Source organism: Collinsella sp. LCP19S3_D5, from assembly GCF_052121415.1.
Lineage (GTDB): Bacteria > Actinomycetota > Coriobacteriia > Coriobacteriales > Coriobacteriaceae > Collinsella.
Genome location: NZ_JBQKEH010000004.1, coordinates 17100 through 43848, shown reverse-complemented (window position 1 = coordinate 43848; position 26749 = coordinate 17100). Strand labels below are relative to the sequence as shown.

The following is a 26749-nucleotide window of genomic DNA, read 5'->3' as shown; positions in this document are numbered from 1 at the left end:
TAGTCATTGGGTGCTCATTGGGGACAGACTTAAACGACCAAGGGTGGTCATTGGGGACAGACTTAAACGACTAGTCATCGGGGACAGTCTTTGCCGATTCGCCGGCTCGCCGGCAGGGTCGGCAAGGGCTGTCCCCAGCTGCCGGCAGGAAAGGAACGTCCCTAGCCGCCAGGTGGCGAGGCACTCATTTAAGTCCGTCCCCAATGAGTGGTTTCAGTCATTTAAGTCTGTCCCCAATGACTAGGCGCCGTACTTGACTTTGACCCCGCTTTAACGGGTACCATCCTCTATGTCTGTAACGCCATATAGACCGAGGGGATAGATCTATGACCGCAACTTCACCCGCAGCACCCGCTAAGGTGTACTTCACCAACTTGCGTACGCATGCTCGCGAGAGCCAGCTCGACAAGCTCAAGCGCCTCATCCGCCGCGCCGGTATTGAGCAGATCGACTTTGAGAACAAGTTCGTCGCTATCAAGATTCACTTTGGCGAGCTGGGCAACCTGAGCTTTTTGCGCCCCAACTACGCCCGCGCCGTCGCGGATGTCGTGAAGGAGCTGGGCGGCAAGCCCTTCCTCACCGACTGCAACACGCTCTATGTCGGTAGCCGCAAAAACGCGCTCGAGCACATCGATACCGCCTACCAGAACGGCTTTACCCCGTATGCCACGGGTTGCCAGATCATCATCGCCGACGGCCTTAAGGGCACCGACGAGGCGCTCGTCCCGGTCGAGGGCGGCGAGTACGTGCGCGAGGCCAAGATCGGCCAGGCGCTCATGGATGCCGATATCGTGATCAGCCTCACCCACTTTAAGGGCCATGAGCAGGCCGGTTTTGGCGGTGCCATGAAGAACCTGGGCATGGGAGGCGGCAGCCGTGCCGGCAAGATGGAGCAGCATGCCGCCGGCAAGCCGAACGTCGCGACCGAGCACTGCATTGGCTGCCGTGCCTGTGAAAAGATCTGCGCGCACAACGCTATCTCGTTCGATGACACCCGCGAGCGCGAGCTTGCCAGCGGCGCTACTCGCACGGTGCACGTGGCCGCCATCGACCACGATCGCTGCGTGGGCTGCGGACGCTGCATCGGCGTGTGCAACCAGGACGCCATCAAGCCCGTCTATGACGCCGCGGCCGACGTGCTCAACTGCAAGATCGCCGAGTACACCAAGGCCGTCGTCGACGGCCGCCCGAGCTTCCACATCTCGCTTGCCATGGATATCAGCCCCAACTGTGATTGCCATCCCGAAAACGATACGCCTATCGTCAACGATATCGGCATGTTCGCGAGCTTCGACCCGGTCGCCATCGACCAGGCCTGTGCCGATGCCGTCATGGCGTCCGAGCCGCTGCCCAACACCGAGCTCACCGATAGCGCGGCCAAGATGGAGCATAACCACGAGCATCTGGAGGGCGAGCAGGCGCGTGACCCCTTCTGCATCACGCATCCCGACACCGACTGGCGCGCGTGCATCGCGCACGCCGAGAAGATCGGCCTGGGCACGAGCAAGTACGAGCTTATCGAGGTCAAATAGCGCCTAGCTATTGGACAATATAAGCGCCTTTGTGGCGTAATTCGAGCAAAAGCCGCTCGCGAGCACAGCGCTCACGGGCGGCTTTCCGGAAGTATGCGGCAAATTTCGAGACCGCCGAGCACACGACATTTTTTGGCAACAAAACCCCTGATAAATTGTTGGTAAAACTGCGGTCTGGTCGGCAGTTCCAGATTTTGCCGCATACTTCCGAAGGCGGGAGCCAAAACGGTCCTCCAGCGCTGTAACCAACCATGATTGTTCGCCGTTGATGCGTCAACAAGCAAAGAATGGGTAAACAAGGGGTCACGTATGGTGCAAATTTCGCACGTACCCAGACGCTTTGATATAGTGTTGAGAACTCTTTACGTTGGAGGATGTAACCGGCATGTCCGATTCGAGCGACAGTTCCAAGCCGCGACCCAAGACCGCGGCCGTTCCACACTACACGGTGGGTGAGGAGATCATGAACTCCGTCACCCATGGTGTCGGTTGCCTGCTGGGCATCGCGGGCTTGGTGCTCCTGATCGTATTTGCCGCTCTTCGCGGCGGAGGCCCGGCTCACATGGCCGCGGCGATTGTCTATGGCGTCAGTATTATCCTCGAATACCTAGCCTCTACGCTCTACCACGCGATTCAGCCCGCGCGCGCCAAGCGCGTGTTTCGCATCATCGACCACAGCTGCATCTACCTGCTCATAGCTGGCAGCTATACGCCGTTTTGCCTCATCACACTGGCAAACGATGGCGGCCCTATGCTGTTCTTTGCCGTATGGGCCATCGCCATTATCGGCATCGCCCTCGAGTGCTTTATGCGCGAGCGTCAACCGCACTGGGTAAGCGGCCTGGTCTACCTGCTGATGGGCTGGCTCGTTGTCTTTAAGCTGCCCGAGCTCGTGTCGCTGCTCAACCCCGTGGCACTTGCCCTGCTCGCTGTCGGCGGCGTGTGCTACACCGTGGGCGTGCCGTTCTACATCGCTAAAAACGTGCGCTACCTGCACAGTGTGTTTCACTTGTGGGTGCTCGCCGGCAGTATCTTCCAGTTCATGGCGGTGATCCTCTTCGTAATCTAGCGATCACGTCTGTGCCTGCGGACCCATCCAAGCGGCCGCCGGACGCAACTGCCCTATCCGTTATCTACGTTTACTACCTAACGTCCCGAATCTTGGAGGTTCGAGAAACTCCCGATGGACATAACCATCTCCCTTATCACCACCCTCGTTTTGACCCTCATCAACGGCTACTTCTCTATGTCCGAGATGGCGCTCACCACGGCAAAGCGCGCCGTGCTGGAGCACGAGGCCGAGGAAGGCGACAAACGCGCCGAGCGCGCCGTTAAGCTGGCTGCCGACTCCGACCAGCTGCTCGCCACCATCCAGGTCGCCATCACGCTCGTGGGCTTTGCCTCGTCCGCCGTCGCCTCGACGAGCTTGTCCGACCCGCTCGCCACGTGGCTCATGAGCTTTGGCATCGCGCCGCTCTCTGCCATCGCGCGCGGACTGGCGCCGGTCATCATCACCGTTGCGGTCGCCTTCATGTCCATCGTGATTGGCGAGCTTGTGCCCAAGCGCATTGGTCTGGCCAATGCCGAAGGCGTTTCCAAGCAGGTCGTGGGGCCGTTGTCGTTTTTCCAAAAGATCGCCCGTCCGCTCGTTTGGCTGACTGGCGCTTGCTCCGATGGCCTGGCCCGCATCCTGCGCATCAAGAGTGCCGACGACCGTCAGAACGTCTCGGAGGAAGAGATTAAGTACATGGTCTCGGAGCAGGACGACCTGCTCGACGAGGAAAAGCGTATGATCCACGAGATCTTCGACCTGGGCGATACCGTTGCCCGCGAGGTCATGGTGCCGCGCGTGGACACCACTATGTGCGAGGACGACGAGACGGTCGCCGACGTGCTGTCCACTATGCGCCAGACCGGCTTTAGCCGCATCCCCGTCTATCACGAAGATCCCGACAACGTGGCGGGCATCGCGCACATCAAGGACCTGATTCAGCCCTCGCTCGACGGCGAGGGCGACCAGCCCATCGCCGGTTATTTGCGCGACGCCACCTTTGTGCCCGACACCAAGGACATCCTGCCGCTGCTGTCCGAGATGCAGACTTCGCACGACCAGATCGTGGTGGTCGTGGACGAGTACGGCGGCACGGCTGGCATCATTACCATCGAGGACATCGTCGAGGAGATCGTGGGCGAGATCGAGGATGAGTTCGACCCCGATAACAAGTACCTCACGCGTCTTTCGTGCCGTGAGTGGCTCGTCGATGGGCGTTTTTCGTGCGATGATGCGATTGAGCTTGGTTGGCCGCTCGAGGAAAGCGATGATTATGAGACCATCGCCGGCTGGATTTTGGAACTTTGCGACTCGGTGCCCGACATCGGAGAGGTGTTCGAGGTTGCAGGGTACAAGTTCAAGGTGCAGTCGATGCGTGGCCAGCGCATCTCGCTTATTCGCGTGATCGCTCCGGCCGAAACCGATAAGAAGGATTCCGAGTCCTCGGCAGATAAGCCGGCGGCGCCGGGCGCGGGCTCTGCGGGCCCGCACGACGGCGACGAGTAGGGCAAGGAAGAGTAGGGGAGAGTTATGGCAGGCCTGTTCAACATCCTTAAGGTCACCGTCAGCGAGGACAAGATCTGCGCGCATGTGCTGGTGAACCCCGGCATGCCGCTCATGACCTCGGAGGACATCGAGGCCACGGCGCGCGTGTACTACCTGGTGCCCGCGATTGCCAAGCACCTGTGCCTAGGCGATTCCGGTCGTGAATTCCAGGACTGCATGGGCCAGACCGAGCTTTGCCATCTGCTTGAGCACGTGACAGTGGAGCTCATGAACGAGACCGGTCTCGCCGGCAGCATTTCGTGCGGCCGTACCCGCGTAAGCGAGCACGATGAGCGTGTCTTTGAGGTTGAGCTTTCATGCCCCGATGACGCGCTGGCCATCGGCGCGCTGTCTTCGGCGACCTTTATGATGGACTGGGCTTATCTGCACGCCGACCAGCCTGCCCCTGACGTGGAGGGCACGGTCGCGGGCCTGCGCAACCTGGTGCTGGGTATGCGCGCCGAGGCCGAGGGCAAGGATCCGCACGAGGCCATCGCCGCCGCAAACGCCGAGGACGTGGCCGAAGGCGAGGCTCCTGCCGATTCCGAACCCGGCGTCGAGGCAACTGCTGAGGAAGCCTTCGAGTCCGAGCCCGCGGAGCCCCAGGGTGTCCCGAGCTTTGACGATGAGCTGCAGGAGGCAATCGATACCGAGGGCGCGACCGCCGAGAGCCACGAGGCCCCCGCTGCCGTCTACGGTGGCGCGGCGACGGTTCCGGCAGGCCCCGCACAGGAAGGTGCGCTTCCGCTCGTTGATGGCGCCGGCGAGGACCCGGCGGCCACGGTGGCCATGCCTGCCATGCCGCAGGAGTAGGCTCACTCGCTTATCACTATCATGTACCTGCGCTTTTACCGTACGCAGATGAGCGCGACGGCAAGTGTTGCGCTGCGGGTATAATGGACAGCATTCAAACGGTGGGCATCGAGGTGCCCGCAGGAGAGGAATGATCATGGGAAAGACTTTCAGCTTTGTCTCCGGTGCGCTCTTTGGCGCTGCCGCCGGCGCTATCATCGGCGTTGCTCTGGCCCCGCGCTCGGGTGCCGAGACCCGTGCCATGGCCGCCGATATCGCCAACGATGCCTGGGACAACATGCGCGACACCTACGAGCACGGTGCCGAGGAGGCTCGTGCCGCGGTCAACGACTTTGGTCCGATGGTCGACGCCAAGACCGATGACCTGCGCGCCAAGGTCGACCTGGCCCGCGAGCGCATGGACCAGCTTCGCGAGCAGCTCAACGACGCCATCTCGGGCGGCAACGTGACGCCCGCTGCCGACGTCGTGGTCGAGAACGTCACTGAGGCCGACACCGAGGCCACGGAGCCCTCGACCGAGGCATAATGCGCGCAGGGGATTTTGTCGGCGTCAAGGTTTATCGTAAGCCTGCCGAAGACAAGCGCACCAAAAAGGACGGCACGCCGCGCAGCCCCAAAAAGCTCGGCAAGATTCACTTTCCGGTCTTTACCCCGGGCGGTACGCGCGTGGTGGGCTTTATGGTTCGCCAGTCCGATATCGCGGGCATGATCGAGCGCCCCGATCGATTTGTGGCACTCGATGCCATCGGCGTCTATGAGGGTGCTGTCGTGGTCGACGACGTCAAGGGCACCTACGATGCCGCCGCGGCCAAGCGCCTCGATATCAACCTGGACGATTGCATCATCTGGGTTGGCATGGACGTGCGCACGGAATCGGGCGATGTCGTGGGCTACTGCTCGGACGTTGAGTTCAAGCCGCGTTCGGGTATCGTGCAGACGTTCTACGTGACCGCCGGCACTGCCTCGAGTGTGCTGGTGGGCGACACACAGATGCCGCCGACGATGCTGCGCGGCTACGAGAACGGCGCGATGATTGTCTCGGACGAGGTCAAGTCGCTCGGGTATTCGGGCGGCGCGGCCGCCAAGGCTGCCGAGGCCAGTGTCGTGGTGGGCGATAAGGTCAAGAAGGGCGCCAAGGTGCTCGATGACAAGGGATCGGCCGCCGTGGACAAGGGCAGTCGCGCACTGGGCAAGCAGCTCGGCAAGACGCGCGGTATGTTCAAGGCCTTTAAGGACGAATATCAAAAGGCGAGCGGGGGCTCGTCAAAAGCTAGCAAATAGCGACGTACCAAATGACGGGGGCGAGCCGGAGACATGTTGCTCCGGCTCGCTGTGTTTATGGGGGATGGCACATGCGCCAAAACGGATCTAACTTAAACGGGCGCTCGGGTGCGCGTCCGACGGCGCGACGCGACCTGGGGCAGCTGCCCAGCGGTCAGCGTCGACGTCGCCGTAAACCCGGCGCGATGTACCTCAACCATAGCCGTGGGTTTAGCGATCGCAGCGCGCGCATCGGCAACGGGCGCTCACCGCGCCGACCGTCCCGCCTGCCCTATGCGCTCATCGCTGTCGGCTGTGCGCTCGTGCTGTTTATCGCTGCCGTCGTGGGCTATGTCAATCGCAGCGTGGACATTGTGCTCAATGGGGAGCAGGCTTCGGTGCGCGTGGGCTCCACGTTGCAGAACCTTATCGATGATCAAGGCCTGACCGACACCTACGATGCCGGCGACTTGTTGGCTGTCGACGATAGCGTGCTTACCCGCCGTGGCGGCGAAAAGCTGTCGGTGAAGGTGGACGGCAAACGGGTGAAGCAGGGCAAGTGGAATAGCCGCGAGCTAACGGGCGGCGAGAAAGTGACGGTCAAAGACGGCCGCGACACGTACGAGAAGCACGAGGTCCAGGTCACGACCATTGAGCCCAAGTTGAAGGTCGAGGGCACGGGCGCTATCGAATACGTTAAAACCTGGGGCGTTCGGGGCCGCTCCGAGGTATGGGTCGGCGAGCAGTCGGGCAAGACGCAGGACCGCGGCGAGGTCGTGCCCGCCACCGACTGTGTAGTCGAGTGCGCGAGCGTAGCGCCCAAGGGCAACGAAAAGTACGTGGCCCTGACATTTGACGAGGGTCCGAGCGGCGCGACCAAGCAGGTCTTGCAGGTGCTCAAGGAAAAGGGCGTCACGGCGACGTTCTTCCTTTCGGGCGATGCTGCGGAAGCCTCGCCCGCTACTGCCAAAGCGATTGTCGATGCCGGATGCGAGATCGGCTCCAACAGCTACAGCGATGATTCGCTCAAGGACAAGGATCGCGAGGCGGTGCGCAAGCAGATCACGAAGGGCACCGAGGCGATTAAGTCGGCGACCGGCGTCGAGACGATGTTGCTGCGTGCTCCCTACGCCGCGTTTGACGAGCAAAACTGGATCGATGCGATGGACCTGGTGTCTGCCGTGGTCTCGTGGAATATCGATTCGGGCGACTGGCTGCTCAACGGCGCCGACGAACAGGTTTCGACAGTGCTCGAATCGGTGACTCCGGGCAACATTGTTTTGTTCACCGATAGCGACGAGTGCTCCGAACAGACGCTCGAAGCGCTGCCGCAGATCATCGATGGCCTTGTCGGCAAGGGCTACAAGATCGTGACGCTGAGCGATTTGGTGAAGACGGATACGTCGCTGAGCAAAAAACTCACCTCGCTAACGAAGACTTCCATGCCCAAGAACGCCGTGTTTCCCCAGCTCGCCGAAGATAACGACACCGCAGACTAGTCATGGGGGACGTTCTTAAACGACTATGTCACGGATGCGTCAGCGTTTGGTATGCCTGCGATGTTTGGAGCATAAATTTGGCGTCACGGCGCGATGCTGATGCTATAGTTACTGCGGATAACAAGGGTCAAGAGAAAGGTTGCAGGTGAAATCCAAACCTCGACCATACAGTCGATGACCCCTTGCAGGTGCTTCTTGCGCATGCACGGGGTGTGAGCGCCGAGCGGTGTGCCGCCCGCGCATGCGTATACATATCTAAAAGTCCACGGATGGCGTGCCGGCATGGCCACGGTCCGAAGGAATAATGATGGGGAGCACCAGTGAATTATCTGAGTGAGATGCTCAAGCTGCCGGTCTTGGACGTCGATGGCGAAAAGCTCGGCGTTGTGAACGATTTTGGCATTGCTACCGGCGAAGTTTTTCCGCACGTGACGTCGCTCGCGTTCCGCGGTCCCGGCAAGACGCCGTTTATGATCAGCTGGCGAAAATGGGTCGACCGTATCGACGAGACGGGCGTATACCTTAAGACGTCGGCTACCGAAATCCGTTTTTCGTACCTGCAGCCGACCGAACTCCTGCTCGCGCGCGACGTGCTCAACAAACAAATCGTCGACACGCAGGGCATGAAGGTCGTGCGCGTAAACGACATCAAGTTTTCCATGTCAGGCGAAAATCAGCTGCGCCTGCTGGGTGCCGAAGTCGGTGCCCGCGGTCTGCTGCGCGCAATCAGCCCCGCTCTTGAACATGTCGTCGAGGGCTTTATGAAGCACCTGGGCAAACCGCTCGGCGAGGACATCATCGCCTGGTCCTACATGGACCTGCTCGATCGATCGACTAAGAACATCCAGCTGTCGGTGTCGCATAAGACGCTCGGCGAGCTGCATCCTGCCGACATTGCCGACATTATCGAGCAGCTCGATCCTCGCCTGCGCGCGCAGGTGTTCGCGCAGCTCGACACCGCCCAGGCCGCCGAGGCCATCTCGGAGTTCGATGACGACGAGCTCATGACCGAGATGCTCGAGGGCCTGTCCGACACGGATGCGTCGTCGATGCTGGCCATGATGGACCCGGACGACGCCGCCGACCTGATCGACGAGCTCGATTACGAGAAGGCCGAGAAGCTCCTGCGCCTGATGGGCGTTCAGGAGGAGAAGGCGATTCGTAACCTGCTGGGCTATGAGGAAAACACTGCCGGCCGCATTATGACCTCGGAGTTTGTCTCCCTGCCTGCCACGGCGACGGTCGGTGACGCCATTGAGGCGATCCGCAAGCTCGACGAGGATTTCGAAAGCGTCTACTACGTCTATACCGAGGATCCGAGCGGTATGCTGACCGGCGTGCTCTCGCTGCGCACGTTGATCGTGGCCGACCGCGACGCCACGCTGGGCCAGCTGGCCTACCGCGACCTGGTTTATGTGTCGCCCGACGAGGACCAGGAAGACGTAACGGATGAGATGACCAAGTACGACCTGGTCGCCATCCCCGTCTGCGATGAGAACCGCCACATCTTGGGCATTGTGACCTTCGACGACGCCATGGACGTTATCGCCGAGGAGCACCAGGAGGACCTGCAGATCGCAGGCGTCGGCTCGGGCGATAGCGCGTCCGACGACTCGACGAATGTGCTCAGCTGGTTTGTGCATCGCCAGTACTGGGTTGTCGTTTGGGGCATTGCCTCGTGCATCATGGCGGCAGTGCTGGGGACGGCGCTGGGCTCCGCACATCTGGTGGTGTTCCCCATGTGCGCCATGCCGCTCGTGCTGCTGGCTGCCTCGCGTATGGTGTCGTTCGTCAAGAACTACTTCCTGGAGTACGACGGCCATGACGATGAACCCAAGCCGTATCTGGGATTCTTCTTCCAGAGCACGGGCATGGGCCTGATCCTGTCGCTCGTGACCTACCTGTGCGCTCAGCTGGTGCGCACCACGGCGTTCCCCGACGCGCCCATGCTTGAGGAGCAGCTCTTTACCGGCTGCTTTAACATCGCGGCCATCGTCTGCCTGATTGGCAACATGAGCGCTGTGATTTACCTGATGGTGCTGTTCTGGCGCGACGAGCACGACCTCAATACGTCGGGTACCGCCATGAACGTCATTGCCGTCATGATCTCGTGCGTGGCGTACTGTGCCGCTGCGGTGCTGCACACCATGTCGGTCATGGGTTAGGTGGTCGCGTGCAAAATAGCAAGCAAAAGCAGGGCACCAAGCAAAAGCTGACCATCGCGGCCATCTTTGGTGCCATGGGTCCTGGCCTTCTGGCGGCGCTTTCGGGCAATGACGCAGGCGGCATCGCCACGTATTCCAGCGCCGGTGCCAGCTATGGTTACAAGATGCTCTGGATGCTTCCCGTCATGACCGTGCTGCTCATCGTGACGCAGGAGACCGCGGCGCGTTGCGGCTGCGTGACGGGCAAGGGCCTGGCCTCGCTCATTCGCGAGCGCTTTGGCGTGCGCAAGAGCGTGCTGGCCATGGCGGCGCTGCTGATTGCCAACACAGCCGTGACCATTTCGGAGTTTGCGGGTATCGCGAGCGGCCTTGCCCTCTTTGGCGTGCCGGCGAGCATCTCGGTGCCGCTTGTGGCGCTGATGGTTTGGATGCTTACCATGTCGGGTAGCTTCCAGCGCATCGAGAAGATTCTGTTGCTGGTGAGCTGCGTGTTTGTGACCTACATTGTCGCTGCAATTATGGCTGGTCCCAGTTGGGGCGAGGTGGCGGTCGATCTGGTTGTACCCAACATTCAAAATGACCCCAGCTACGTGTCGCTTGTGGTCGCGACGATCGGTACCACCATCGCGCCCTGGATGATTTTCCTGGCACAGAACAACGTGGTCGATAAGAATGCGGGCGAGGACGATATCGTGTTGCAGCGCATCGATACCGTGAGCGGCTCGATTGCCGCCGATGTCATTGCCGGTTTTATTATCATCACGACCGGTACGGTATTGTTCCCCGCGGGCATTCAGATTAGCGACGCTGCAGACGCTGCCCGCGCGCTGGAGCCCATTGCGGGCCAGTGGTCCACGGTGCTGTTTGCCTCGGGCCTGGTCGCGGCGAGCTTCTTGGCCGCCTGTGTGCTGCCGGGCGTTACGTCCAGCGCTATCTGCGAGGCGTTTGGCTGGGAACGCGGTGCCGATCGCAGCTGGGACGAGGCCCCGGTCTATCGCGGCATCATTACGGCAATCATTGGCATTTCTGCCGTGCTGGTGCTCATGCCCGGCGTCGACCTGTTCCAGATTATGATGACCTCGCAGGTCATCAACGGCGTGTTGCTGCCCGTGGTTCTGGTGTTCCAGGTGGTTATTGCCGCCGATCGACACATTATGGGCGCCAACCGCAACGGCCGTGTGTGGAATGTGCTCACTTGGGCGACTATCGGCGTTATTACGGTGCTGACGGTCGTCATGTTTGTTCTGCAAGCGATGGGCTACAGCGCGTAGCACCTCTCTTGGACTCTAAACAGGCCGCCGCCATGGGCTGCGGCCTGTTTTTGTCTGCTATAGGGTGCTAGTTATATACCGATATGCAGCTATAAAGCCGCCTCTGGGGTGAATTAACAGCCCAGAGGCGGCTTTGTAAGTCGCGGAAGTGGTCCCAAGTGCCGGATTGTAAGCAGATTTGGCTGTGCGTTACTTGTCGGTGCCTAGCTTGTGCGGTTTGTAGGCGAGGGCGTTGACGAGTGCCTCGGCAGCGGATTTGACAGCCGCCGGCTGCGGATCGTTAACGTGGTCCTCGGGGTGCACGGGTAGGTCCTTCTTGACGGCATCGTGGATGAGCTTAAGGTACTCGGTCACGCCGGTAGTCGACAGGTGCGTGCCGTCGCCATCGAACAGGTCGTTGCGGTTGGCGCTGTGCCCGTACCAGTCGATAACGCGTACATTCTTGTAGCGCGTAGCGGCGTTGGCGATGGCTTGGTTCGTGGACCCGACCCACGGCTGCGGGCTACGCGTGTTTACAAACACGACAATACGCTGATCACCGGCGTCGGCCATGATCGCATCAATCTGATCATCGGTTACCAGGCCGTTGGTGCCTAGCGCAAAGACCACAATCCTGCCTGCAAGATTTTGCTGGATATAGCCCTCAAATGTCGCGCGGCCCGCATCAAACTGGCGGCCCTTTTCGGCATCGATGTGGCTGTGCGGGAACACGCCGTCAAAGGCATCGACGGCGCGCAGGGACACGGAGTCGCCAATCATTAGCAGGTCGTAGGCTCCGTCGGGGAAGCCGTCGTCATCTTTGTCGGTGTCATCGGCCGCCCGCTGATCTTGAGGCTTTGCATTTTTGGCCTCCTTGTTTAGGATTTCGGCGCCCTCGCCGCTCAGTGCGGATGTGTCGGGCACAAAGACCAGGCCGCCCAGCGCCACAACAAGCGCGACGGCGCAAACGGCGCAGGTGGGGACATGTGCGCGCATCCAGCCGGCGAGCGTGGTGGTGCCGTCGCGGAGCTCGGCAACGGTGCGCCCAAAAGCGCCCTTCCTAAACGGCGTTTCGATAAAGCGATAGGAGCACTCGGCCACGGCGACCACCAACAACACCTGCAAAATGTACTGCCACCAGGGCGTGTCGTTAATGTTGGCGACCGGGTTCATGAGGAGCAGCAGCGGATAATGCCACAGGTAGATGCTGTAGGAGCGCTTGCCGATCCATACGAGCGGCTCGGCGGCCAAGGCCCGTGCGACCATGCCCTGGGGCTGCACACATGCCGCGATAACCATCAGTGTGAGGATGGAGCACAGCAGCGTGCCGCCGCGATACTGAAACGCGGTATAGCCGTTGGTGAGCGCGACCATGGCGGCGAGTCCGACCAGGCCAACGACGCCCATCAAATCGATGGATGCGGGGGAGGACCAAAAGCGTGCGAGCTCACTTGGCTTTGTCGTGGCGGCCTCGGCGGTGTCGCTCTTTGACTTGCCGTGCTTGGCGGCGCCGGCCAGTCGGTCGAGCCCCAGATGGCGGACAAGGCGCGCAGGCGCCAGGTCGCGGTCGGGGATAAAGGCCATCCAGGCGCCCAGCAGCAACGAGAACACGCGGGTGTCGGTGCCGTAGTACACGCGGCTGGGGTCGGTGGCGGGGTTGTAGAGCACCATCATGGCGAGGGCGGATACCGCGGCAAGGCCCAGGACCACGCGGCGCGTGTTGGGCTTGCTCATGTGCACCGACACCATGGCGAGCAGCAGCGGCGGCCAAATAAGATAGAACTGTTCCTCGATGGCAAGCGACCAAAAGTGCGTGAGCGGCGAGGGGTCGCCCAGGGCGTTAAAGTACGAAACGTCCTGCATGATCTGCCACCAGTTATTAAAGAACAGCAGCGACGGCAGGATGTCGGGGCGCATCTTGGTGAGCATCACATGGTTAAAGACAGTGCACAGTGCGCAGGTCACCACCACGACGGTTACCACGGCGGGGAACAGGCGACGGATGCGGCGGATCCAGAAGCTCTTGAGATCGATACGACCGGTCTTTGCGATTTCGTTGAGGAGCAGGCGCGTGATCAAGTATCCCGAGAGCACAAAGAAGATCGTGACGCCGAGCAGGCCGCCCTGAGCCCACGTGAGGTTGAGGTGATAGAGCACCACCGCGACAACGGCGAGCGTGCGAAGGCCGTCGAGGGCGGGGATGTAGCGAGATTTGGGACGCGTGGGCGCCTGTTCTTTTGCGGCGCTGTCGGTGCGGGCGCCCTTGTTGGCGGGCGAGCGATGGGAGCCTGCAGCGCGGCGCGGCTCGGTGGTTTGGCGGTTAGTGCGCGAACGTTCGTGCGGCGCTTGTTGATCGCTCGCATGGCGTGAGCTGCGCGAGCTCGATCGCGGGAATTGATCCATAAAACATCATCCAATGACGAGAATAATCAGCACGCTTTCATTGTAGCCGCCTACTCCTGTGAATGCTTGCTGCTGGCGTAAGCTCAAGCGCGCGTCCACATCAAAGTGAACTAAAGTTATAGAGGTGCGAGAGTGCACGATTGACGGCCGACAGCGGGTGCAGAGCCCGCGGACGAGGAGGTTTCCATGGCAGATTGCGGCATCGTTGCGGTGTTTGGCAGCATGAACATGGACCTTTCGGTGGCGTGCGAGCGCATGCCGCGTGCGGGCGAGACCGTCGGCGGCAGCGGGTTTATCACCAACGCCGGCGGCAAAGGCGCCAACCAGGCCGTAGCAGCTGCGCGCATGGGCGCGCGCACGCGCATGATCGGCGCGGTCGGCCGCGACGCGTTTGGCTCGTCGCTCGTGGCGGGGCTCCAAGATGCTGGCGTGGACTGTGACTTTGTGGCGTGTCGCGACGATGTGGAGACGGGAACGGCGACCATCATTCGCTGTGAGGGCGATAACCGCATCGTGCTGTCGCCGGGCGCCAACCATGCACTTGCGGGCGAGGACGTTGCCCGCGCGCTGAGGCGTCTGGTGACCGATGAGCTCGATGGCAACGCCAGCGAGATTGCCCCGGCTGCCGGAAGCGTCTTTATCGCCCAGGGCGAATGTGACCTTGTGGCGACTGTCGAGGCGCTTGTTTGCGCTCGCGAGCTGGGGTTCTATACGGTCTTTAATCCAGCGCCTGCCTGCGAAGTGCCTGCGGAGGTCTGGCCTGCAGTCGACTTGGTCTGTCCCAACGAGACTGAGTGCCAGGTACTGACGGGCATCTTGCCTGCAGACGATGCGAGCTGCGTCGCGGCGCTCAATGCCCTGCTCGCCAAAGGTGCCGGCGCTGCGGTCATCACGCTGGGCGGCGCCGGCTCGGTTACGCTCGGCGACGACGGCGATCTGCTGCGCATGCCGGCGCTTTCGAGCGCGGTGGTCGATACGACGGCCGCGGGCGATACGTTTATCGGTGCGCTTGCCGCGGCTCGTCTGGAGGGCCTGCCGCTCTTTGAGTGCATGGCCGCGGGTGCTCGCGCCTCGGCGGTGACGGTGTCGCGCCTGGGCGCGCAGCAGTCGATTCCCACGCGTGCCGAAGTTGAGCGCGTGTTTGATTTAGACGATTTAGTACAAGACGGAGAAGCGGAGTAGAACAATGGCAACCAAGAAGCTGATCCTTGATCTGGATATGGGTGTGGACGATGCGATGGCGCTTGCCTATGCCATCGCGAGCCCCGAGGTTGAGCTCGTGGGCATTACCACGTGTTTTGGCAACGTGCGCGTCGACCAGTCGGCGCGCAACTGCCTGGCGGTGCTTGACCTGTTGGGCCGTCCCGAGGTGCCGGTGTACCTGGGTGCCGACCGTCCTCTGCAGGCGACTGAGCCCTATACGCCGCCGGCGTCCACCGTACTCATTCACGGCAAGAATGGCATCGGCGGCGCGAGTGTGCCCGCGTCGCCCTACGAGCCGGTGGGGGCGACGTCGGCCGATGGCAACGCTGCAGTCGATTATCTGATTGATGCCGTGCGCACCTATGGTCCCGATCTGGTCTACGTAGCGACCGGCCCGCTCTCCAACCTGGCGCTTGCCCTGGAGCGCGATGCGGCGGCGGTGATGTCTATTGGCCGCGTGGTGGTGATGGGCGGCGCCCTGACCGTGCCCGGCAATGTGAGCGCGGGTGCCGAGGCCAACATGGCAAGCGATCCCGAAGCGGCCGATGCCGTGCTGCGTTCGGGCCGCAAGCTCACTATGGTGGGCCTGGATGTGACGCATCGCGTGGTGCTCACGCGTCGCGACATTGCCGGATGGACGGGCTCGGGCACCATGGCGGGCTGTGCGTTTGCGAGCATGGTCGAGCACTACATTGGCTCGTACGAGATGAACGCACCCTACCTGGGTGGTTGTGCGCTGCACGATCCGCTGGCCGTCGCCGTGGCGATCGACCCCACGCTCGTGGGTGCGCTCGGCTGCAATCTGCGTGTTGATCTGCTGGGAGAGTATCGCGGCCGCACCATTTGCGACGAGCATCGCCTGTCCGATCCGGACAAGAGCGCGCTTGTGGCGCTGACCGTGGATGCCCCGCGCTTCCTGTCCGAGTTCAAGACGCGCATGGCCCGTGTTCTTGGCTAGATGATTTCCGTGCCCCGCCCCATGTAGTCAATTTGGGACGGGGCTTTTTTAGCTACCGAGTAAATGTGCCCGTTGGGGGAATAGTCGTGCCACTTCGCTTGACAACAGGCTAAACTAGCTCATAAACATTTACTATTCTGTTTAGATTGAATTTGCGGTCGTTTAGTTGTCGAGTCATCAAGTTGCGATGCTCCGCCACGGCCGTTGCTAGGGGGAACAATGGCCAAAGCAAGTGTTCGCGAGATCAGCCGCATCACCGGTTTTTCGCCTGCGACCGTGTCCAACGCGCTCAACCGCAAGCGCAGCGTGAGTGAAGAGACCGCCAAGGTCATCCTGGAGTGCGCGCAATCGCTTGGCTATCAGCAGTCGACGCAGCTCGAGAGCATTCAGTTTGTGCTCGCGCGCAAGACGGGCGCCATTCTGGACGAGAGCACCTTCCATCCCGCGGTCATCGAGGGCGTGGAGCGCCAGGCGCGTCGTCACGGCATGAGCACGAGCTTTGTCTCGCTCGACTTTAGCGACTTGGACGCCGTGCGTCCGCAGGTCGAGGGCCTGATCGCCGATCCGTCCGCCGCTATCGTGCTGATGGGTACCGAGCTGGGTGAGGAAGACTACGCCCTGTTTGCCAACGCTGCCGCCCACCTGATCGTGCTCGATGGCTGGAGCGATCGTCAGTACTTCGATGCCGTGGTCATTGCCAACACCGACTCGGTGCTGCGCGCCGTGGATCACCTCATCGAGAAAGGTCACAGGCAGATCGGCTATCTGGCAGGCGACCTTCGCATCCGCAACTTTAAGGATCGCGAGCGCGGCTATCGCCAAGCGCTTGAGGACGCAGACCTTGAGGCCAACCCGACATGGCGCGTTACGCTGGGCACCACGCTCGAGGGCGCCTATCGCGACATGGGCGCATGGCTCGACAGCGTCTCGCGCGACGACCTGCCGACGGCTTTCTTTGCCGAAAACGACGTGCTCGCCGTGGGTGCCATGCGCGCGCTCAACGAGCACGGTATTCGCGTGCCCGAGGATGTCTCGATCATCGGCTTTGACGACCTATCTCTGGGCGCCTTCTCCAACCCGCCGCTCACCACGGTGCACGTTCCCAAGCACGAGGTGGGCGAGATCGCGGTGCGCCGCCTGGTGGGCAACATCCGCAATCCCAAGAGCTATACCTGCAAGACAGCCGTATCGACCTATTTTGTCGAGCGTCAGAGCGTGCGTGAGATCTAGGCAAAGGCAACGCCGGGCCGCAGGGCGGCAAAGCTCGCCAAGGCAGAAAAATAACGTCATCCAAAAGGGGTCCTTCGGGGCCCTCTTTTTGTTGCCCTTGTATGTTCAGTTTGTTTACATACCGTTTAGGCTGATTTCTCTACCGTTTACGGGTATTTCGCGTTACACTTCTAAACAAAAGAGTAAAACATTTAGTAAACAGAACAAAACGAAATACGCGTCTGTTTACTGAACATACAACTAGGGGAGGACGTACATGGATAAGATTAAGCTCGGCTTTGTGCCCACGCGCCGCAGTATCTTTAGCGCGCCGGACGCAATCAAGTATCGCGGCCTGACGGCTGATCGCCTGCGTGAGATCGGCGTCGACATCGTGGATATCGACGACATCAATGACGAGGGCCTGCTGTTCGACGACAGCCACATTGAGCCTATCGTCAAGAAGTTCCGCGCCGAGGGCGTCGATGGCATTATGCTGTGCCACGCCAACTTTGGCACCGAGTACGTTTGCGCTCGCCTTGCCCGCGAGCTCGGCCTACCCGTGCTGCTGTGGGGCCCGCGCGACGAGCGCCCCGAGCCCGACGGCACCCGCCTGCGCGATAGCCAGTGCGGCCTGTTCGCCACCGGCAAGGTCCTGCGCCGCTTCCAGGTTCCCTTCACCTACATGACCAACTGCCGCCTGACCGATCCCGAGTTCGAGCGCGGCGTTTGGGACTTCTTGGCCGTGTGCAACGTGGTCAAGACCTTCAAGCACACCCGCATCCTGCAGATGGCCACCCGTCCGTTCGACTTCTGGTCGACCATGTGCAACGAGGGCGAGCTGCTCGAGAAGTTCAACATCCAGCTTTCGCCCATTCCCATGACCGAGCTTGTCCAGGCCGTGCGCGACGCCCAGGCCGACGAGCAGGCCATGGCTACCATGCTTGCCCACATCAACGACAGCTTTGAGATCTGCATCCCCGAGGATAAGGTTCCCGCGGTCGCCGGTCTTGCCATCGCCATGAAGCGCCTGGTCGAGAAGTACGGCTGCAACGCCGGCGCCATTCGGTGCTGGAACGCTCTGCAGGACGAGCTAGGCATTATGCCCTGCGCCGCCAACGCCATCCTCAACGAGATGGGTATTCCTATCGTATGCGAGACCGATATCCACGGCGCCATCACTGCGCTGATGGTCGAGGCCGCCGACCTGGGCCGTCACCGCGGCATGTTCGCCGACTGGACCGTGCGCCATCCCGATAACGAGAACGGCGAGCTGCTGCAGCACTGCGGCCCCTGGCCCTGCAGCTGCGCGGCCGTCAAGCCCAAGCTCACCTACCCGCTGGCTTTCGATCATCCCGGTGCGCTGACGGCCGAGGCCAAGCACGGCGACCTCACCCTTGCCCGCTTTGACGGCGACAACGGCGAGTGCTCGCTGCTGCTGGGCAACGCCCGCGGCATCGACGGCCCGGCCGGCATGGGCACCTATCTGTGGGTCGAGGTCGACAACCTCAAGCGCCTCGAGGCCAAGATCGTCGAGGGTCCCTACATCCACCACTGCGTCGCTATTCACGCCAACGTGGTGCCGGTGCTCTACGAGGCGTGCAAGTACCTCGGCATTGCTCCCGACCTGTACGACCCCATCGAAGAAGACGTTAAAGCCTACCTGCGAGGAGAGTAGAAATGGCAACTATCGAAGAGCTTGAGTCCCTGCGTTGGGACCTTCGCCGCGATTGCGTCGATATCATCATGGCTGGCGCTGGCGGCCACATCGGCGGTGACATGTCGGTGATCGACGCCCTCATGACCCTCTACGCCAACCACCTCAACATTTCGCCCGAGACCGCCGACGATCCCAACCGCGACCGCTTCGTGCTCTCCAAGGGCCACGCCATGGAAGCCTACTACGCGGTGCACTGCCACGAGGGCTATCTTGACCTCGACGACGTCAAGGCCCGCTTCTCCAAGTTCGGCAGCCCCTACATCGGCCACCCCAACAACAAGCTCAAGGGCATCGAGATGAACTCGGGCTCGCTGGGTCACGGCCTGCCGGTGGCCGTGGGCATGGCGCTCGCCGGCAAGATGGACGGCCGCGACTACCGCGTCTACACCATCATGGGCGACGGTGAACTTGCCGAGGGCTCGGTCTGGGAGGGCGCCATGAGCGGCGGCAACTACCAGCTCGATAACCTGTGCGCGCTCGTGGACCGCAACCGCCTGCAGATCAGCGGCAGCACCGAGGACGTTATGAAGCAGGACTCGCAGGAGGAGCGCTGGGCCGCCTTCGGTTGGAACGTGCTCTCCATTCCGGGCAACGACGTCCGGGCCATCGACGCCGCGCTGACGCTTGCGGCCGAGACCTGCGGCAAGCCCACGGTCATCATCCTCAACACGGTGAAGGGCTATGGCTCGCCTGTTATGGAGGACAAGGCCGCCTGGCACCATCACCTGCCCAACGATGAGGAATATGCTCAGATCATCGCCGATTTCGCTGCCCATAAGGAGGCCGTCAATGGCTAACAAGATCGCCAATCGCAAGGTTATCTGCGACACGCTGCTCGAGGCCGCGAAGACCGATAAGGACATCGTCGTCCTATGCTCCGACTCCCGCGGCTCCGCATCGCTCACGCCGTTCTTTGATCAGTATCCCCAACAGTCCGTCGAGGTCGGCATTGCCGAGCAGGACCTGGTGAGCATCGCCGCCGGCATGGCTTCGTGCGGAAAGAAGGCCTGGGCCGCCTCGCCGGCGTCCTTTGTGACCACGCGCTCGTATGAGCAGTGCAAGGTCGACGTCTCGTACTCCAACACCAACGTCAAGCTCATCGGCATCTCTGGCGGCGTGTCCTATGGCGCCTTGGGCATGAGCCATCACTCCGCGCAGGATATCGCCGCCATGAGTGCGATTCCCAACATGCGCGTGTATCTGCCGAGCGACCGCTTCCAGACCGCCGAGCTCGTGCGGGCTCTGGTCGCCGACAACAAGCCGGCCTACATTCGCGTGGGCCGCAACCCGGTCGAGGACGTGTATACCGAGGACGAGTGCCCGTTCCAGATGGATCGCGCCACCTGGGTGCGTCGCGGCACCGATGTGACGCTCGTCGCCACCGGCGAGATGGTCCGCCATGCCGTGGACGCTGCCGACCTGCTGGCCGAGCAGGGCATCTCGGCAACGGTGCTCGACATGTATTGCGTCAAGCCGCTTGACGCCGAGGCCGTGATTGAGGCCGCCGGTGCCACGCGCGCCGTTGTGACCGTCGAGGAGCACAGTCCCTTCGGAGGCCTGGGCTCTATGGTCGCGCAGGTGGTGGGCGAGCATTGCCCGCGTCCGGTCAGGTGCCTGAGCCTGCCCGACGCGCCGGTCATCACCGGCACGAGCCCCGAGGTCTTTGCGCACTACGGCCTCACCGGCGAAGGCATTGCCAAGGCTGTCGCCGAGTTCCTCGGCAACTAGTAGATACAGACGCTGCGCGGCCGCCAAGCACCGCACCTTGCCGTTCAAACCGTCGCTTGCGTACGCAAAGTACGCGGCGCTCCTCTTTCACGGCAATCTGCGGCACTTGACGGCCGCTCGCTCCTTGTCCGCCAGTCGTCTTTGATTTGGCGGAAGGAATGGGAGAGTACATGAGCAAATACATCATCGGAATCGATCAATCCACGCAGGGCACCAAGGCACTGCTGGTGGACGAGGGCGGCCATTTGATTCATCGTGCCGATCGCTCGCATCGCCAGATTGTCAACGAGGCCGGTTGGGTGAGCCATGATCCGGTCGAGATCGCCGCTAACGTGTTGGCCGTGGCGCGTGCCGTGGTGGAAGAGACCGGGGTCGACCCTGCCGACATCGCCGGCATCGGCATCTCCAACCAGCGCGAGACCACCGTTGCCTGGAACCGCGAGACGGGCGAGCCGCTGTGCGACGCCGTAGTGTGGCAGTGCGCCCGCGCCCGCGAGCTGTGCGACAAACTGGACGCGCGCGAGGGTGTGGCCGAGCTGGTGCGTGACACAATGGGCCTGGTGCTCTCGCCCTACTATCCGGCGGGCAAGATGGCTTGGATTCTCGCGAACGTTCCGGCGGCTGCCGAGGCCGCGGCGTCGGGTGAGCTGTGTCTGGGCACCATCGATGCCTGGGTGGTCTGGACGCTCACGGGCGGCGCGGAGTTTCGCTGTGACTGGTCCAATGCCAGCCGCACGCAGCTCTTCGACCTGCGCCGTGGCTGCTGGAGCGAGCCGGTGTGCGAGGCCTTTGGCATCGATTCGGCCTGCCTGCCGCAGGTGACCGATTCCGACGGTCTGTTTGGCACAACGGACCTGGATGGCTTTTTGCCCGCACCCGTGCCGGTACACGGCGTGCTGGGCGACAGCCATGCGGCCCTGTTTGCGCAGGGTTGCGCCAGCCGCGGCATGGCCAAAGCGACCTATGGCACCGGTAGCTCGGTCATGATGAACGTCGGCAACGAGTTTGTCGCCAGCTCGCACGGGCTTTCGAGCTCGCTTGCGTGGCGTATGGATGGCGTGACCGAGTATGTACTCGAGGGCAACGTGAGCTACGCCGGCGCCGTCAAGACCTGGCTGCGCGACGACCTGGAGCTCATCAACAACCCCGAGGAGGTCACCGACCTGTGCTACGCCGCCAACCCGGCGAGCCATGTTTACTTTGTGCCGGCGTTTACCGGCCTGGGTGCGCCGCACTGGGCAAGTGATGCCGAGGGATGCGTTTTTGGTATGACACGCACCACGGGCCGCGCGGAGTTCGTAAAGGCTGCCGACGAGTCGATCGCCTATCAGATTTTTGACGTCATTGATGCGATGGTCGAGGATTCGGGCGCGGCGCTTGCCGAGCTTCGTGTTGACGGCGGCCCCACGCGCGACGCGTACCTGATGCAGTTTGAGAGCGATTTGGTCGGCTCGCCCATCCGCATTGCGAGCAACGACGAGATGAGCGGTCTGGGCGCGGCTTGGGCCTGCGGTATCGCGCTGGGCATGTATACGCGCGATGTCGTCGATGTCTACGGCGCCCGCGGCATCGTGGAACCGTCGATGCCCGCTGACGAACGCGCCAAAAAGATCGCCGGCTGGCGCCATGCCGTCGACGCGACCATCTCGTACACTGCCTAGCATGATTTTCCTGGGACGGGGATTAAAAACTCATTGATCCCCGTCCCGGGCAGCTCATTTGGGACGGGGCTTTTTTGACTGGTATGATTGGTGCGACCATTCGAACCAGCTAAAAGAGCCCCGTCCCAAATTGACTATCGAGAGGATCTGCCATGGAGCGCATCGCGAGCTTTTCCGTTGACCATCTGCTGCTTGAGCCCGGCGTGTATGTGAGCCGCATCGACCGCGATCCGGCGACCGGCGCCGCCGTCACCACCTTTGACCTGCGCCTGACCACGCCCAACAAGGAGCCGGTCATGAACACCGCCGAGTGCCATACCATCGAGCACCTGGGGGCGACGTTCCTCCGCAACCATGCCGAGTGGTCGAGCCGCATTGTCTACTTTGGCCCCATGGGCTGCCGCACGGGCTTTTACCTGGTTGTGTTTGGCGAGGTGACGAGCGAGGAGATCCTGCCGCTCGTGCGTGAGTTGTTTGAGTTTGTCGCCGGCTTTGAGGGCGATGTCCCCGGTGCCGCTCCCGAGGAGTGCGGCAACTACCTGGACCAGAACCTTCCCATGGCAAACTGGCTCGCGCGCCGCTACCTCAACCGTGACCTGGCCGATATCGACGAGAAGCACCTGCACTATCAGCAGGCGTAAGGGCTTATCGCCCAAAACGCGCACATTGGGCGCCTTCGCTTATGCGGGGGCGCCTTTTTGTTGAGTGGTCTGGACGAGCGTTCAAAATCGCTCATGTTTGTTCTAGAATGTTCGTATAGTCATATTTACGAATAGGAGCGAACATGCATATCTATTCTGTTAAGGATTCCGAGTTCAAGTCCTATGGCCGCGTGTGGGACGACGTCCCGTCCGGCCTGACCGCCCCACTCGTCGAGGCGCTCTCCGCTACGCCCATCCCCGAGGGCAGTAAGTACGTAGCGAGCGCGCCGGAGCTCGAGGGCGTCAAAGATGCCGATAAACTGGGCTTTCTCATGTTTGGCGGCCGCCCCTTCCAGCTCGGCTGGTGCAATGGCCACAACACGTGTCTCAACTGCCTGGAGTACCACCGCGCGAGCGAGTTCAACCTGGGGGCGCGTGACTTTATCCTGCTCGTGGCGCATCGCTGGGAGATCGAGGGCGGCAAGCTCGACACCGCGTGCGTCAAGGCGTTTCGCGTGCCGGCGGGCAAGGTTGTCGAGGTTTTCAACACCACGCTCCACTACACGCCGTGCATGGTCGACGATGGTGGCTTCCAGGTGATGGTGGCGCTGCCCGCCGGCACCAACGGTCCGCGTCCCGAGGCTGCGGCCGATATGCCTGCTGCCGGCGACGGCTACTGCTACTGGAAGGCCGACAAGTGGGTTCTCTGCCATGCTGACAGCCCCAAGGCAGCCGAAGGCGGCTACGTAGGTCTCATCGGCAAAAACCTCGACATCGCCTGCGACTAGAATCTTCTGTCTCGATCTGTAACATCTAGCGGGCTAAATCGTCTCTGCCTGTTACAGATCGAGACATACCGCCCCCAGCCACCACAAAGGTGCCTGTCCCCATTGTGGTGGCTGTCTAGAGCTGGCTGCGCAGATAGTCAGCCATATATGGAACAGCGAAACGCACGTAACCGCGGCGTGCCTGTTCGATAACGCCGGCGTCGATGAGGCGTCGGCGATACTTTTGCGCGTAGTCCGGTGTGACTGACATGCGCTCGGCCACATTGGAGATGCGCGACACGCCGTCTTTGTCATCAGCCATTGCGTCGAGAAACGCGACGTCTTGGTCCGATAGCGCGGCGAGCGTCGTCTCGCAAACATCGTTTTCGAAATCGGCCTTTGACGCTTCGATAGCTCCGTCGACTTGCTCTGGCGTTACGTGTTCTCCTGCCTGGCAACGATTGGCGATGTTGTAGCCGATGAGCTGCAGCATGTAGGGCGAGCCTTGAGTTGCGCGAGCGGCGTCCAACCGAAGATCGCCTGGAATATCAAGATCGAGCTCTTCGAAAGCCCGCTGATAATAGGCATCGACATCTCCGACTGAAAGCGGTTCGAGCGTGACTTTGCGTGCGCGGTTGAGAAATGTCAGTACGCGGTCGTTGAGTGTCGCGGAGACTGCTCCCGGGAGGCCCGCCATGACGAGCGCGACGTTGAGCCGTTCGCCGACCAGCTCTTGATAGGCGGTGACGAGCTGTCTGATCTCGGGTGAATTTGCTTGGAGCTCGTCGATGAGGATGAGGATGCCGTGTCCCTGCTCGGTCAGCTTGCGCGCCAGCTGTGTGAGTTTGAACTGAAAGCTTTTGGTCTCCTGCACGTCTCGTGTGAACTCGAGGCCTGCCGAGAAACCGAAGACGCTCAAACTGCCACCTGTAAGTTTGGGGAGACGATGCTTGTTGGCGTAAGGCTCGCCTGCTTCCTGGATCTTCTCAACAATGCGCTCGAGCATATCCTCGGAGGCTACGGTGGGCGTGGCGACAACAAAGCCGAGCTTGCGTGCGCGGTCGGCAAGTTCCCACAGAAGAACCGTCTTGCCGCTGCCTCGCTGTCCAAGCATGAGCGTGGCTCGGTCGCGATTGCCCGGCTCCTGCTCAAGACCGGAGATGAATGTCGAAATCACGTTCCCGCGCCCCACCAGATAGGACGGGCGATTTCCAAATGAGGGGGAGAAGATGGTTTCAGTCATAAGTCTCCTTTCCTTTTTTTCCTATTTTTTCCTTTTTTTCCTATTCAGTCAAATGAGTTGCTGAGCGAAGGCGGCTACGTAGGTCTCATCGGCAAAAACCTCGACATCGCCTGTGACTAGAATCTTCTGTCTCGATCTGTAACATCTAGCGGGCTAAATCGTCTCTACCTGTTACAGATTTAGACAAACTGCAAGGGACTGGCCGAACAATCTCAATCTGTAACACCAGGCCCGGTTTTGGCGGCCTACCTGTTACAGATCGAGACAAACCGTCCCAAACCGCCACAAAGGCGCCTGTCCCCTTTGTGGTGGATTGGGCAGGCGGGTATCAAAAAGTGTCAGGCGGGGTGGCTGCCGGGCGCCTGCACGCGAAAAGAAGTATCGGCCTGTGCCGTTGCCGTTGAGCGGTACCCCGTTTGCAGGGATACTGAGCCTATGACAACAGCGTGCGAAAGGATTGATACATGGCTTTCCGTAATAACTTCCTGTGGGGCGGCGCAACGGCTGCCAACCAGTGCGAGGGTGCCTACGACGTGGACGGCCGCGGCCTGGCCAACGTGGACGTGGCTCCGCACGGCCCCGAGCGCTATGCGGTGGTCTCCGGCCAGCGTAAAATGCTCGACTTCGAGGACGGCTATTACTATCCCGCGCAGACCGGCATCGATTTCTATCACCACTACAAAGAGGACATCGCTCTCTTTGCCGAGATGGGCTTTAAGACCTTCCGTATGAGCCTGGCTTGGACCCGCATCTTCCCCAACGGCGACGAGACCGAGCCCAACGAGGCTGGCCTGGCCTTCTACGAGGACGTATTCCGCGAGTGTCAGGCGCACGGCATCGAGCCGCTCGTGACCATCACGCACTTCGATTGCCCGATTCACCTCATCAAGGAGTACGGCGACTGGCGCAACCGCAAGCTCATCGACTTCTACAAGAACCTCGCGACCACGATCTTTACCCGCTACAAGGGGCTGGTGAAGTACTGGCTCACCTTCAACGAGATCAATATGATCTTGCACCTGCCGTTTATGGGTGCCGGTCTGGTCTTTGAGGAGGGCGAGAACAAGGAGGCCGTCGAGTACCTGGCCGCCCACAACGAGCTCGTCGCCAGCGCTTGGGCAACCAAGATCGCCCACGAGATCGACCCCGAGATCAAGATCGGCTGCATGCTCGCCGCGGGTAGCTACTACCCCTACAGCTGCCGTCCGGGCGACGTGCGCCAGGCGCAGCTCGATAACCAGGACAACTACTTCTTCGTCGACGTCCAGAGCCGCGGCTACTACCCGGCATATGCCGTCAAGAAGCTCGAGCGTCTAGGCATCGATGTGGGCATGACGGACGAGGACCGCGAGATCCTGGCCGCTAACACCGTCGACTTCATCAGCTTTAGCTATTACAGCACCCGTTGCTCTGCCGGTGCCGATAACCCCGATGTCGAGCGCACCCAGGGTAACGCCTTCGCCGGCGCCAAGAACCCCTACCTGCAGGAGAGCCAGTGGGGCTGGGCCATCGATCCGCTGGGCTTCCGCATCACCCTCAACGACCTGTACGACCGTTATCAGAAGCCGCTGTTTGTGGTCGAGAACGGTCTGGGCGCCAAGGATGTTGTCGAGGAGGATGGCTCCATCAACGACGACTACCGTATCGACTACCTGCGCCAGCATATCACCGCGATGCGCGAAGCGGTGACCGAGGACGGCGTTGACCTGCTGGGCTACACCACCTGGGGCCCGATCGACCTGGTGTCTGCCGGCACGGGTGAGATGTCCAAGCGCTACGGCTTTATCTATGTGGACCGCGACGATGCAGGCAACGGTACCCTCAAGCGTTCCAAAAAGAAGAGCTTCGACTGGTACAAGAAGGTTATTGCTTCTAATGGTGAGGACCTGTCCTAAGGAAGCTGAGACACTCAACTTCATAGCCTTCTAACCAAGGCGCCCGGCGAGTAGTTATTGCTCGCCGGGCGTCTTGCCGTCTGCGGATTTTGGGACATGCGGCCCGCTTTTTGGGCCCGCTTGTCGGTACACTAAAGGGACTATGAGTACCCGCGAGCGACATATCGGCCACGCGGCCGCCCGGACCGCTCCGGTTGCGGATCCCG

General features: G+C 61.4%; 21 protein-coding genes. 19 read left to right on the top strand and 2 right to left on the bottom strand.

Annotation, left to right across the window (positions count from 1 at the left end):
• Positions 1-326 precede the first annotated feature (326 nt).
• From ACTQXO_RS02695 to ACTQXO_RS02655, 9 genes are all read left to right on the top strand, one after another.
• Positions 327-1532 (top strand): DUF362 domain-containing protein, encoded by a 1206-nt coding sequence (locus ACTQXO_RS02695; protein WP_427727237.1) that lies wholly within the window; start codon positions 327-329, stop codon positions 1530-1532.
• A gap of 385 nt (positions 1533-1917) precedes the next feature.
• Positions 1918-2601 (top strand): PAQR family membrane homeostasis protein TrhA, encoded by a 684-nt coding sequence (gene trhA, locus ACTQXO_RS02690; RefSeq protein ID WP_427747617.1) that lies wholly within the window; start codon positions 1918-1920, stop codon positions 2599-2601.
• 114 nt (positions 2602-2715) lie between these two features.
• On the top strand, positions 2716-4089 hold the full coding sequence (locus tag ACTQXO_RS02685; RefSeq protein ID WP_441032044.1) for a hemolysin family protein: 1374 nt from the start codon (positions 2716-2718) through the stop codon (positions 4087-4089).
• A gap of 24 nt (positions 4090-4113) precedes the next feature.
• A complete protein-coding gene (locus ACTQXO_RS02680) occupies positions 4114-4941 on the top strand; it encodes a cyanophycin synthetase family protein (RefSeq protein WP_441032046.1) in 828 nt (275 codons plus the stop codon).
• A 136-nt stretch (positions 4942-5077) separates the two neighbouring features.
• A complete protein-coding gene (locus tag ACTQXO_RS02675; RefSeq protein WP_154516595.1) occupies positions 5078-5467 on the top strand; it encodes a YtxH domain-containing protein in 390 nt (129 codons plus the stop codon).
• A complete protein-coding gene (locus ACTQXO_RS02670) occupies positions 5467-6222 on the top strand; it encodes a PRC-barrel domain containing protein (RefSeq protein WP_441032049.1) in 756 nt (251 codons plus the stop codon). The genes ACTQXO_RS02675 and ACTQXO_RS02670 overlap by 1 nt, the downstream gene beginning before the upstream one ends.
• A gap of 71 nt (positions 6223-6293) precedes the next feature.
• Positions 6294-7700, top strand: coding sequence for a polysaccharide deacetylase family protein (locus ACTQXO_RS02665; RefSeq protein ID WP_441032051.1), 1407 nt, complete (start codon positions 6294-6296; stop codon positions 7698-7700).
• A gap of 320 nt (positions 7701-8020) precedes the next feature.
• The gene (locus ACTQXO_RS02660) at positions 8021-9865 is read left to right on the top strand and encodes a magnesium transporter (RefSeq protein WP_427795580.1); all 1845 of its coding nucleotides are present in this window, start codon (positions 8021-8023) and stop codon (positions 9863-9865) included.
• Between the two features lie 74 nt (positions 9866-9939).
• A complete protein-coding gene (locus tag ACTQXO_RS02655; RefSeq protein ID WP_427747655.1) occupies positions 9940-11136 on the top strand; it encodes an Nramp family divalent metal transporter in 1197 nt (398 codons plus the stop codon).
• Between the two features lie 189 nt (positions 11137-11325).
• Here the strand turns inward: ACTQXO_RS02655 and ACTQXO_RS02650 are convergent, their stop codons facing one another.
• Positions 11326-13518 (bottom strand): acyltransferase family protein, encoded by a 2193-nt coding sequence (locus ACTQXO_RS02650; RefSeq protein WP_441032053.1) that lies wholly within the window; start codon positions 13516-13518, stop codon positions 11326-11328.
• 186 nt (positions 13519-13704) lie between these two features.
• Here ACTQXO_RS02650 and ACTQXO_RS02645 point away from each other — a divergent pair, with 186 nt between their 5' ends.
• The 9 genes from ACTQXO_RS02645 (at position 13705) to ACTQXO_RS02605 (ending at position 23426) form a co-directional block, all read left to right on the top strand.
• Positions 13705-14700, top strand: a complete 996-nt coding sequence (locus ACTQXO_RS02645; RefSeq protein WP_441032055.1) for a ribokinase — start codon at positions 13705-13707, stop codon at positions 14698-14700.
• A gap of 4 nt (positions 14701-14704) precedes the next feature.
• Positions 14705-15679, top strand: coding sequence for a nucleoside hydrolase (locus tag ACTQXO_RS02640; protein WP_441545415.1), 975 nt, complete (start codon positions 14705-14707; stop codon positions 15677-15679).
• Positions 15680-15898: 219 nt separating this feature from the next.
• Positions 15899-16909 (top strand): LacI family DNA-binding transcriptional regulator, encoded by a 1011-nt coding sequence (locus tag ACTQXO_RS02635; RefSeq protein WP_427793677.1) that lies wholly within the window; start codon positions 15899-15901, stop codon positions 16907-16909.
• Between the two features lie 256 nt (positions 16910-17165).
• Entirely contained in the window at positions 17166-18566 is a 1401-nt protein-coding gene (locus ACTQXO_RS02630) for an L-fucose/L-arabinose isomerase family protein (RefSeq protein WP_441032059.1), read from the top strand.
• Between the two features lie 2 nt (positions 18567-18568).
• The gene (locus tag ACTQXO_RS02625; protein ID WP_441032061.1) at positions 18569-19405 is read left to right on the top strand and encodes a transketolase; all 837 of its coding nucleotides are present in this window, start codon (positions 18569-18571) and stop codon (positions 19403-19405) included.
• Positions 19398-20336 (top strand): transketolase family protein, encoded by a 939-nt coding sequence (locus ACTQXO_RS02620; RefSeq protein WP_441032063.1) that lies wholly within the window; start codon positions 19398-19400, stop codon positions 20334-20336. The genes ACTQXO_RS02625 and ACTQXO_RS02620 overlap by 8 nt, the downstream gene beginning before the upstream one ends.
• Positions 20337-20506: 170 nt before the next feature.
• Positions 20507-21997 (top strand): FGGY family carbohydrate kinase, encoded by a 1491-nt coding sequence (locus tag ACTQXO_RS02615; protein WP_441032065.1) that lies wholly within the window; start codon positions 20507-20509, stop codon positions 21995-21997.
• A 152-nt stretch (positions 21998-22149) separates the two neighbouring features.
• Positions 22150-22638, top strand: coding sequence for an S-ribosylhomocysteine lyase (locus tag ACTQXO_RS02610; protein WP_441032067.1), 489 nt, complete (start codon positions 22150-22152; stop codon positions 22636-22638).
• 143 nt (positions 22639-22781) lie between these two features.
• Positions 22782-23426 carry a DUF4867 family protein gene (locus tag ACTQXO_RS02605; protein WP_441032069.1) on the top strand — a complete coding sequence of 215 codons (645 nt, stop codon included), beginning with the start codon at positions 22782-22784 and terminating at the stop codon, positions 23424-23426.
• Between the two features lie 115 nt (positions 23427-23541).
• On the opposite strand, the gene ACTQXO_RS02600 is transcribed toward ACTQXO_RS02605, so the two are convergent.
• Entirely contained in the window at positions 23542-24648 is a 1107-nt protein-coding gene (locus tag ACTQXO_RS02600) for an ATP-binding protein (protein ID WP_441032071.1), read from the bottom strand.
• A gap of 464 nt (positions 24649-25112) precedes the next feature.
• Here ACTQXO_RS02600 and ACTQXO_RS02595 point away from each other — a divergent pair, with 464 nt between their 5' ends.
• On the top strand, positions 25113-26543 hold the full coding sequence (locus ACTQXO_RS02595; RefSeq protein ID WP_441032073.1) for a 6-phospho-beta-glucosidase: 1431 nt from the start codon (positions 25113-25115) through the stop codon (positions 26541-26543).
• Positions 26544-26749 lie beyond the last annotated feature (206 nt).

What these genes read in the sequence shown, in the direction of transcription:
- ACTQXO_RS02665 (WP_441032051.1), top strand. Translation starts at nt 6,294, where the DNA reads ATGCGCCAAAACGGATCTAACTTAAACGGGCGCTCGGGTGCGCGTCCG.
- ACTQXO_RS02655 (WP_427747655.1), top strand. Translation starts at nt 9,940, where the DNA reads ATGGGTCCTGGCCTTCTGGCGGCGCTTTCGGGCAATGACGCAGGCGGC.
- ACTQXO_RS02620 (WP_441032063.1), top strand. Translation starts at nt 19,398, where the DNA reads ATGGCTAACAAGATCGCCAATCGCAAGGTTATCTGCGACACGCTGCTC.
- ACTQXO_RS02640 (WP_441545415.1), top strand. Translation starts at nt 14,705, where the DNA reads ATGGCAACCAAGAAGCTGATCCTTGATCTGGATATGGGTGTGGACGAT.
- ACTQXO_RS02630 (WP_441032059.1), top strand. Translation starts at nt 17,166, where the DNA reads ATGGATAAGATTAAGCTCGGCTTTGTGCCCACGCGCCGCAGTATCTTT.
- ACTQXO_RS02600 (WP_441032071.1), bottom strand. Translation starts at nt 24,648, where the DNA reads ATGACTGAAACCATCTTCTCCCCCTCATTTGGAAATCGCCCGTCCTAT.
- trhA (WP_427747617.1), top strand. Translation starts at nt 1,918, where the DNA reads ATGTCCGATTCGAGCGACAGTTCCAAGCCGCGACCCAAGACCGCGGCC.
- ACTQXO_RS02685 (WP_441032044.1), top strand. Translation starts at nt 2,716, where the DNA reads ATGGACATAACCATCTCCCTTATCACCACCCTCGTTTTGACCCTCATC.
- ACTQXO_RS02645 (WP_441032055.1), top strand. Translation starts at nt 13,705, where the DNA reads ATGGCAGATTGCGGCATCGTTGCGGTGTTTGGCAGCATGAACATGGAC.
- ACTQXO_RS02635 (WP_427793677.1), top strand. Translation starts at nt 15,899, where the DNA reads ATGGCCAAAGCAAGTGTTCGCGAGATCAGCCGCATCACCGGTTTTTCG.
- ACTQXO_RS02675 (WP_154516595.1), top strand. Translation starts at nt 5,078, where the DNA reads ATGGGAAAGACTTTCAGCTTTGTCTCCGGTGCGCTCTTTGGCGCTGCC.
- ACTQXO_RS02680 (WP_441032046.1), top strand. Translation starts at nt 4,114, where the DNA reads ATGGCAGGCCTGTTCAACATCCTTAAGGTCACCGTCAGCGAGGACAAG.
- ACTQXO_RS02695 (WP_427727237.1), top strand. Translation starts at nt 327, where the DNA reads ATGACCGCAACTTCACCCGCAGCACCCGCTAAGGTGTACTTCACCAAC.
- ACTQXO_RS02605 (WP_441032069.1), top strand. Translation starts at nt 22,782, where the DNA reads ATGCATATCTATTCTGTTAAGGATTCCGAGTTCAAGTCCTATGGCCGC.
- ACTQXO_RS02670 (WP_441032049.1), top strand. Translation starts at nt 5,467, where the DNA reads ATGCGCGCAGGGGATTTTGTCGGCGTCAAGGTTTATCGTAAGCCTGCC.
- ACTQXO_RS02650 (WP_441032053.1), bottom strand. Translation starts at nt 13,518, where the DNA reads ATGGATCAATTCCCGCGATCGAGCTCGCGCAGCTCACGCCATGCGAGC.
- ACTQXO_RS02625 (WP_441032061.1), top strand. Translation starts at nt 18,569, where the DNA reads ATGGCAACTATCGAAGAGCTTGAGTCCCTGCGTTGGGACCTTCGCCGC.
- ACTQXO_RS02615 (WP_441032065.1), top strand. Translation starts at nt 20,507, where the DNA reads ATGAGCAAATACATCATCGGAATCGATCAATCCACGCAGGGCACCAAG.
- ACTQXO_RS02595 (WP_441032073.1), top strand. Translation starts at nt 25,113, where the DNA reads ATGGCTTTCCGTAATAACTTCCTGTGGGGCGGCGCAACGGCTGCCAAC.
- ACTQXO_RS02610 (WP_441032067.1), top strand. Translation starts at nt 22,150, where the DNA reads ATGGAGCGCATCGCGAGCTTTTCCGTTGACCATCTGCTGCTTGAGCCC.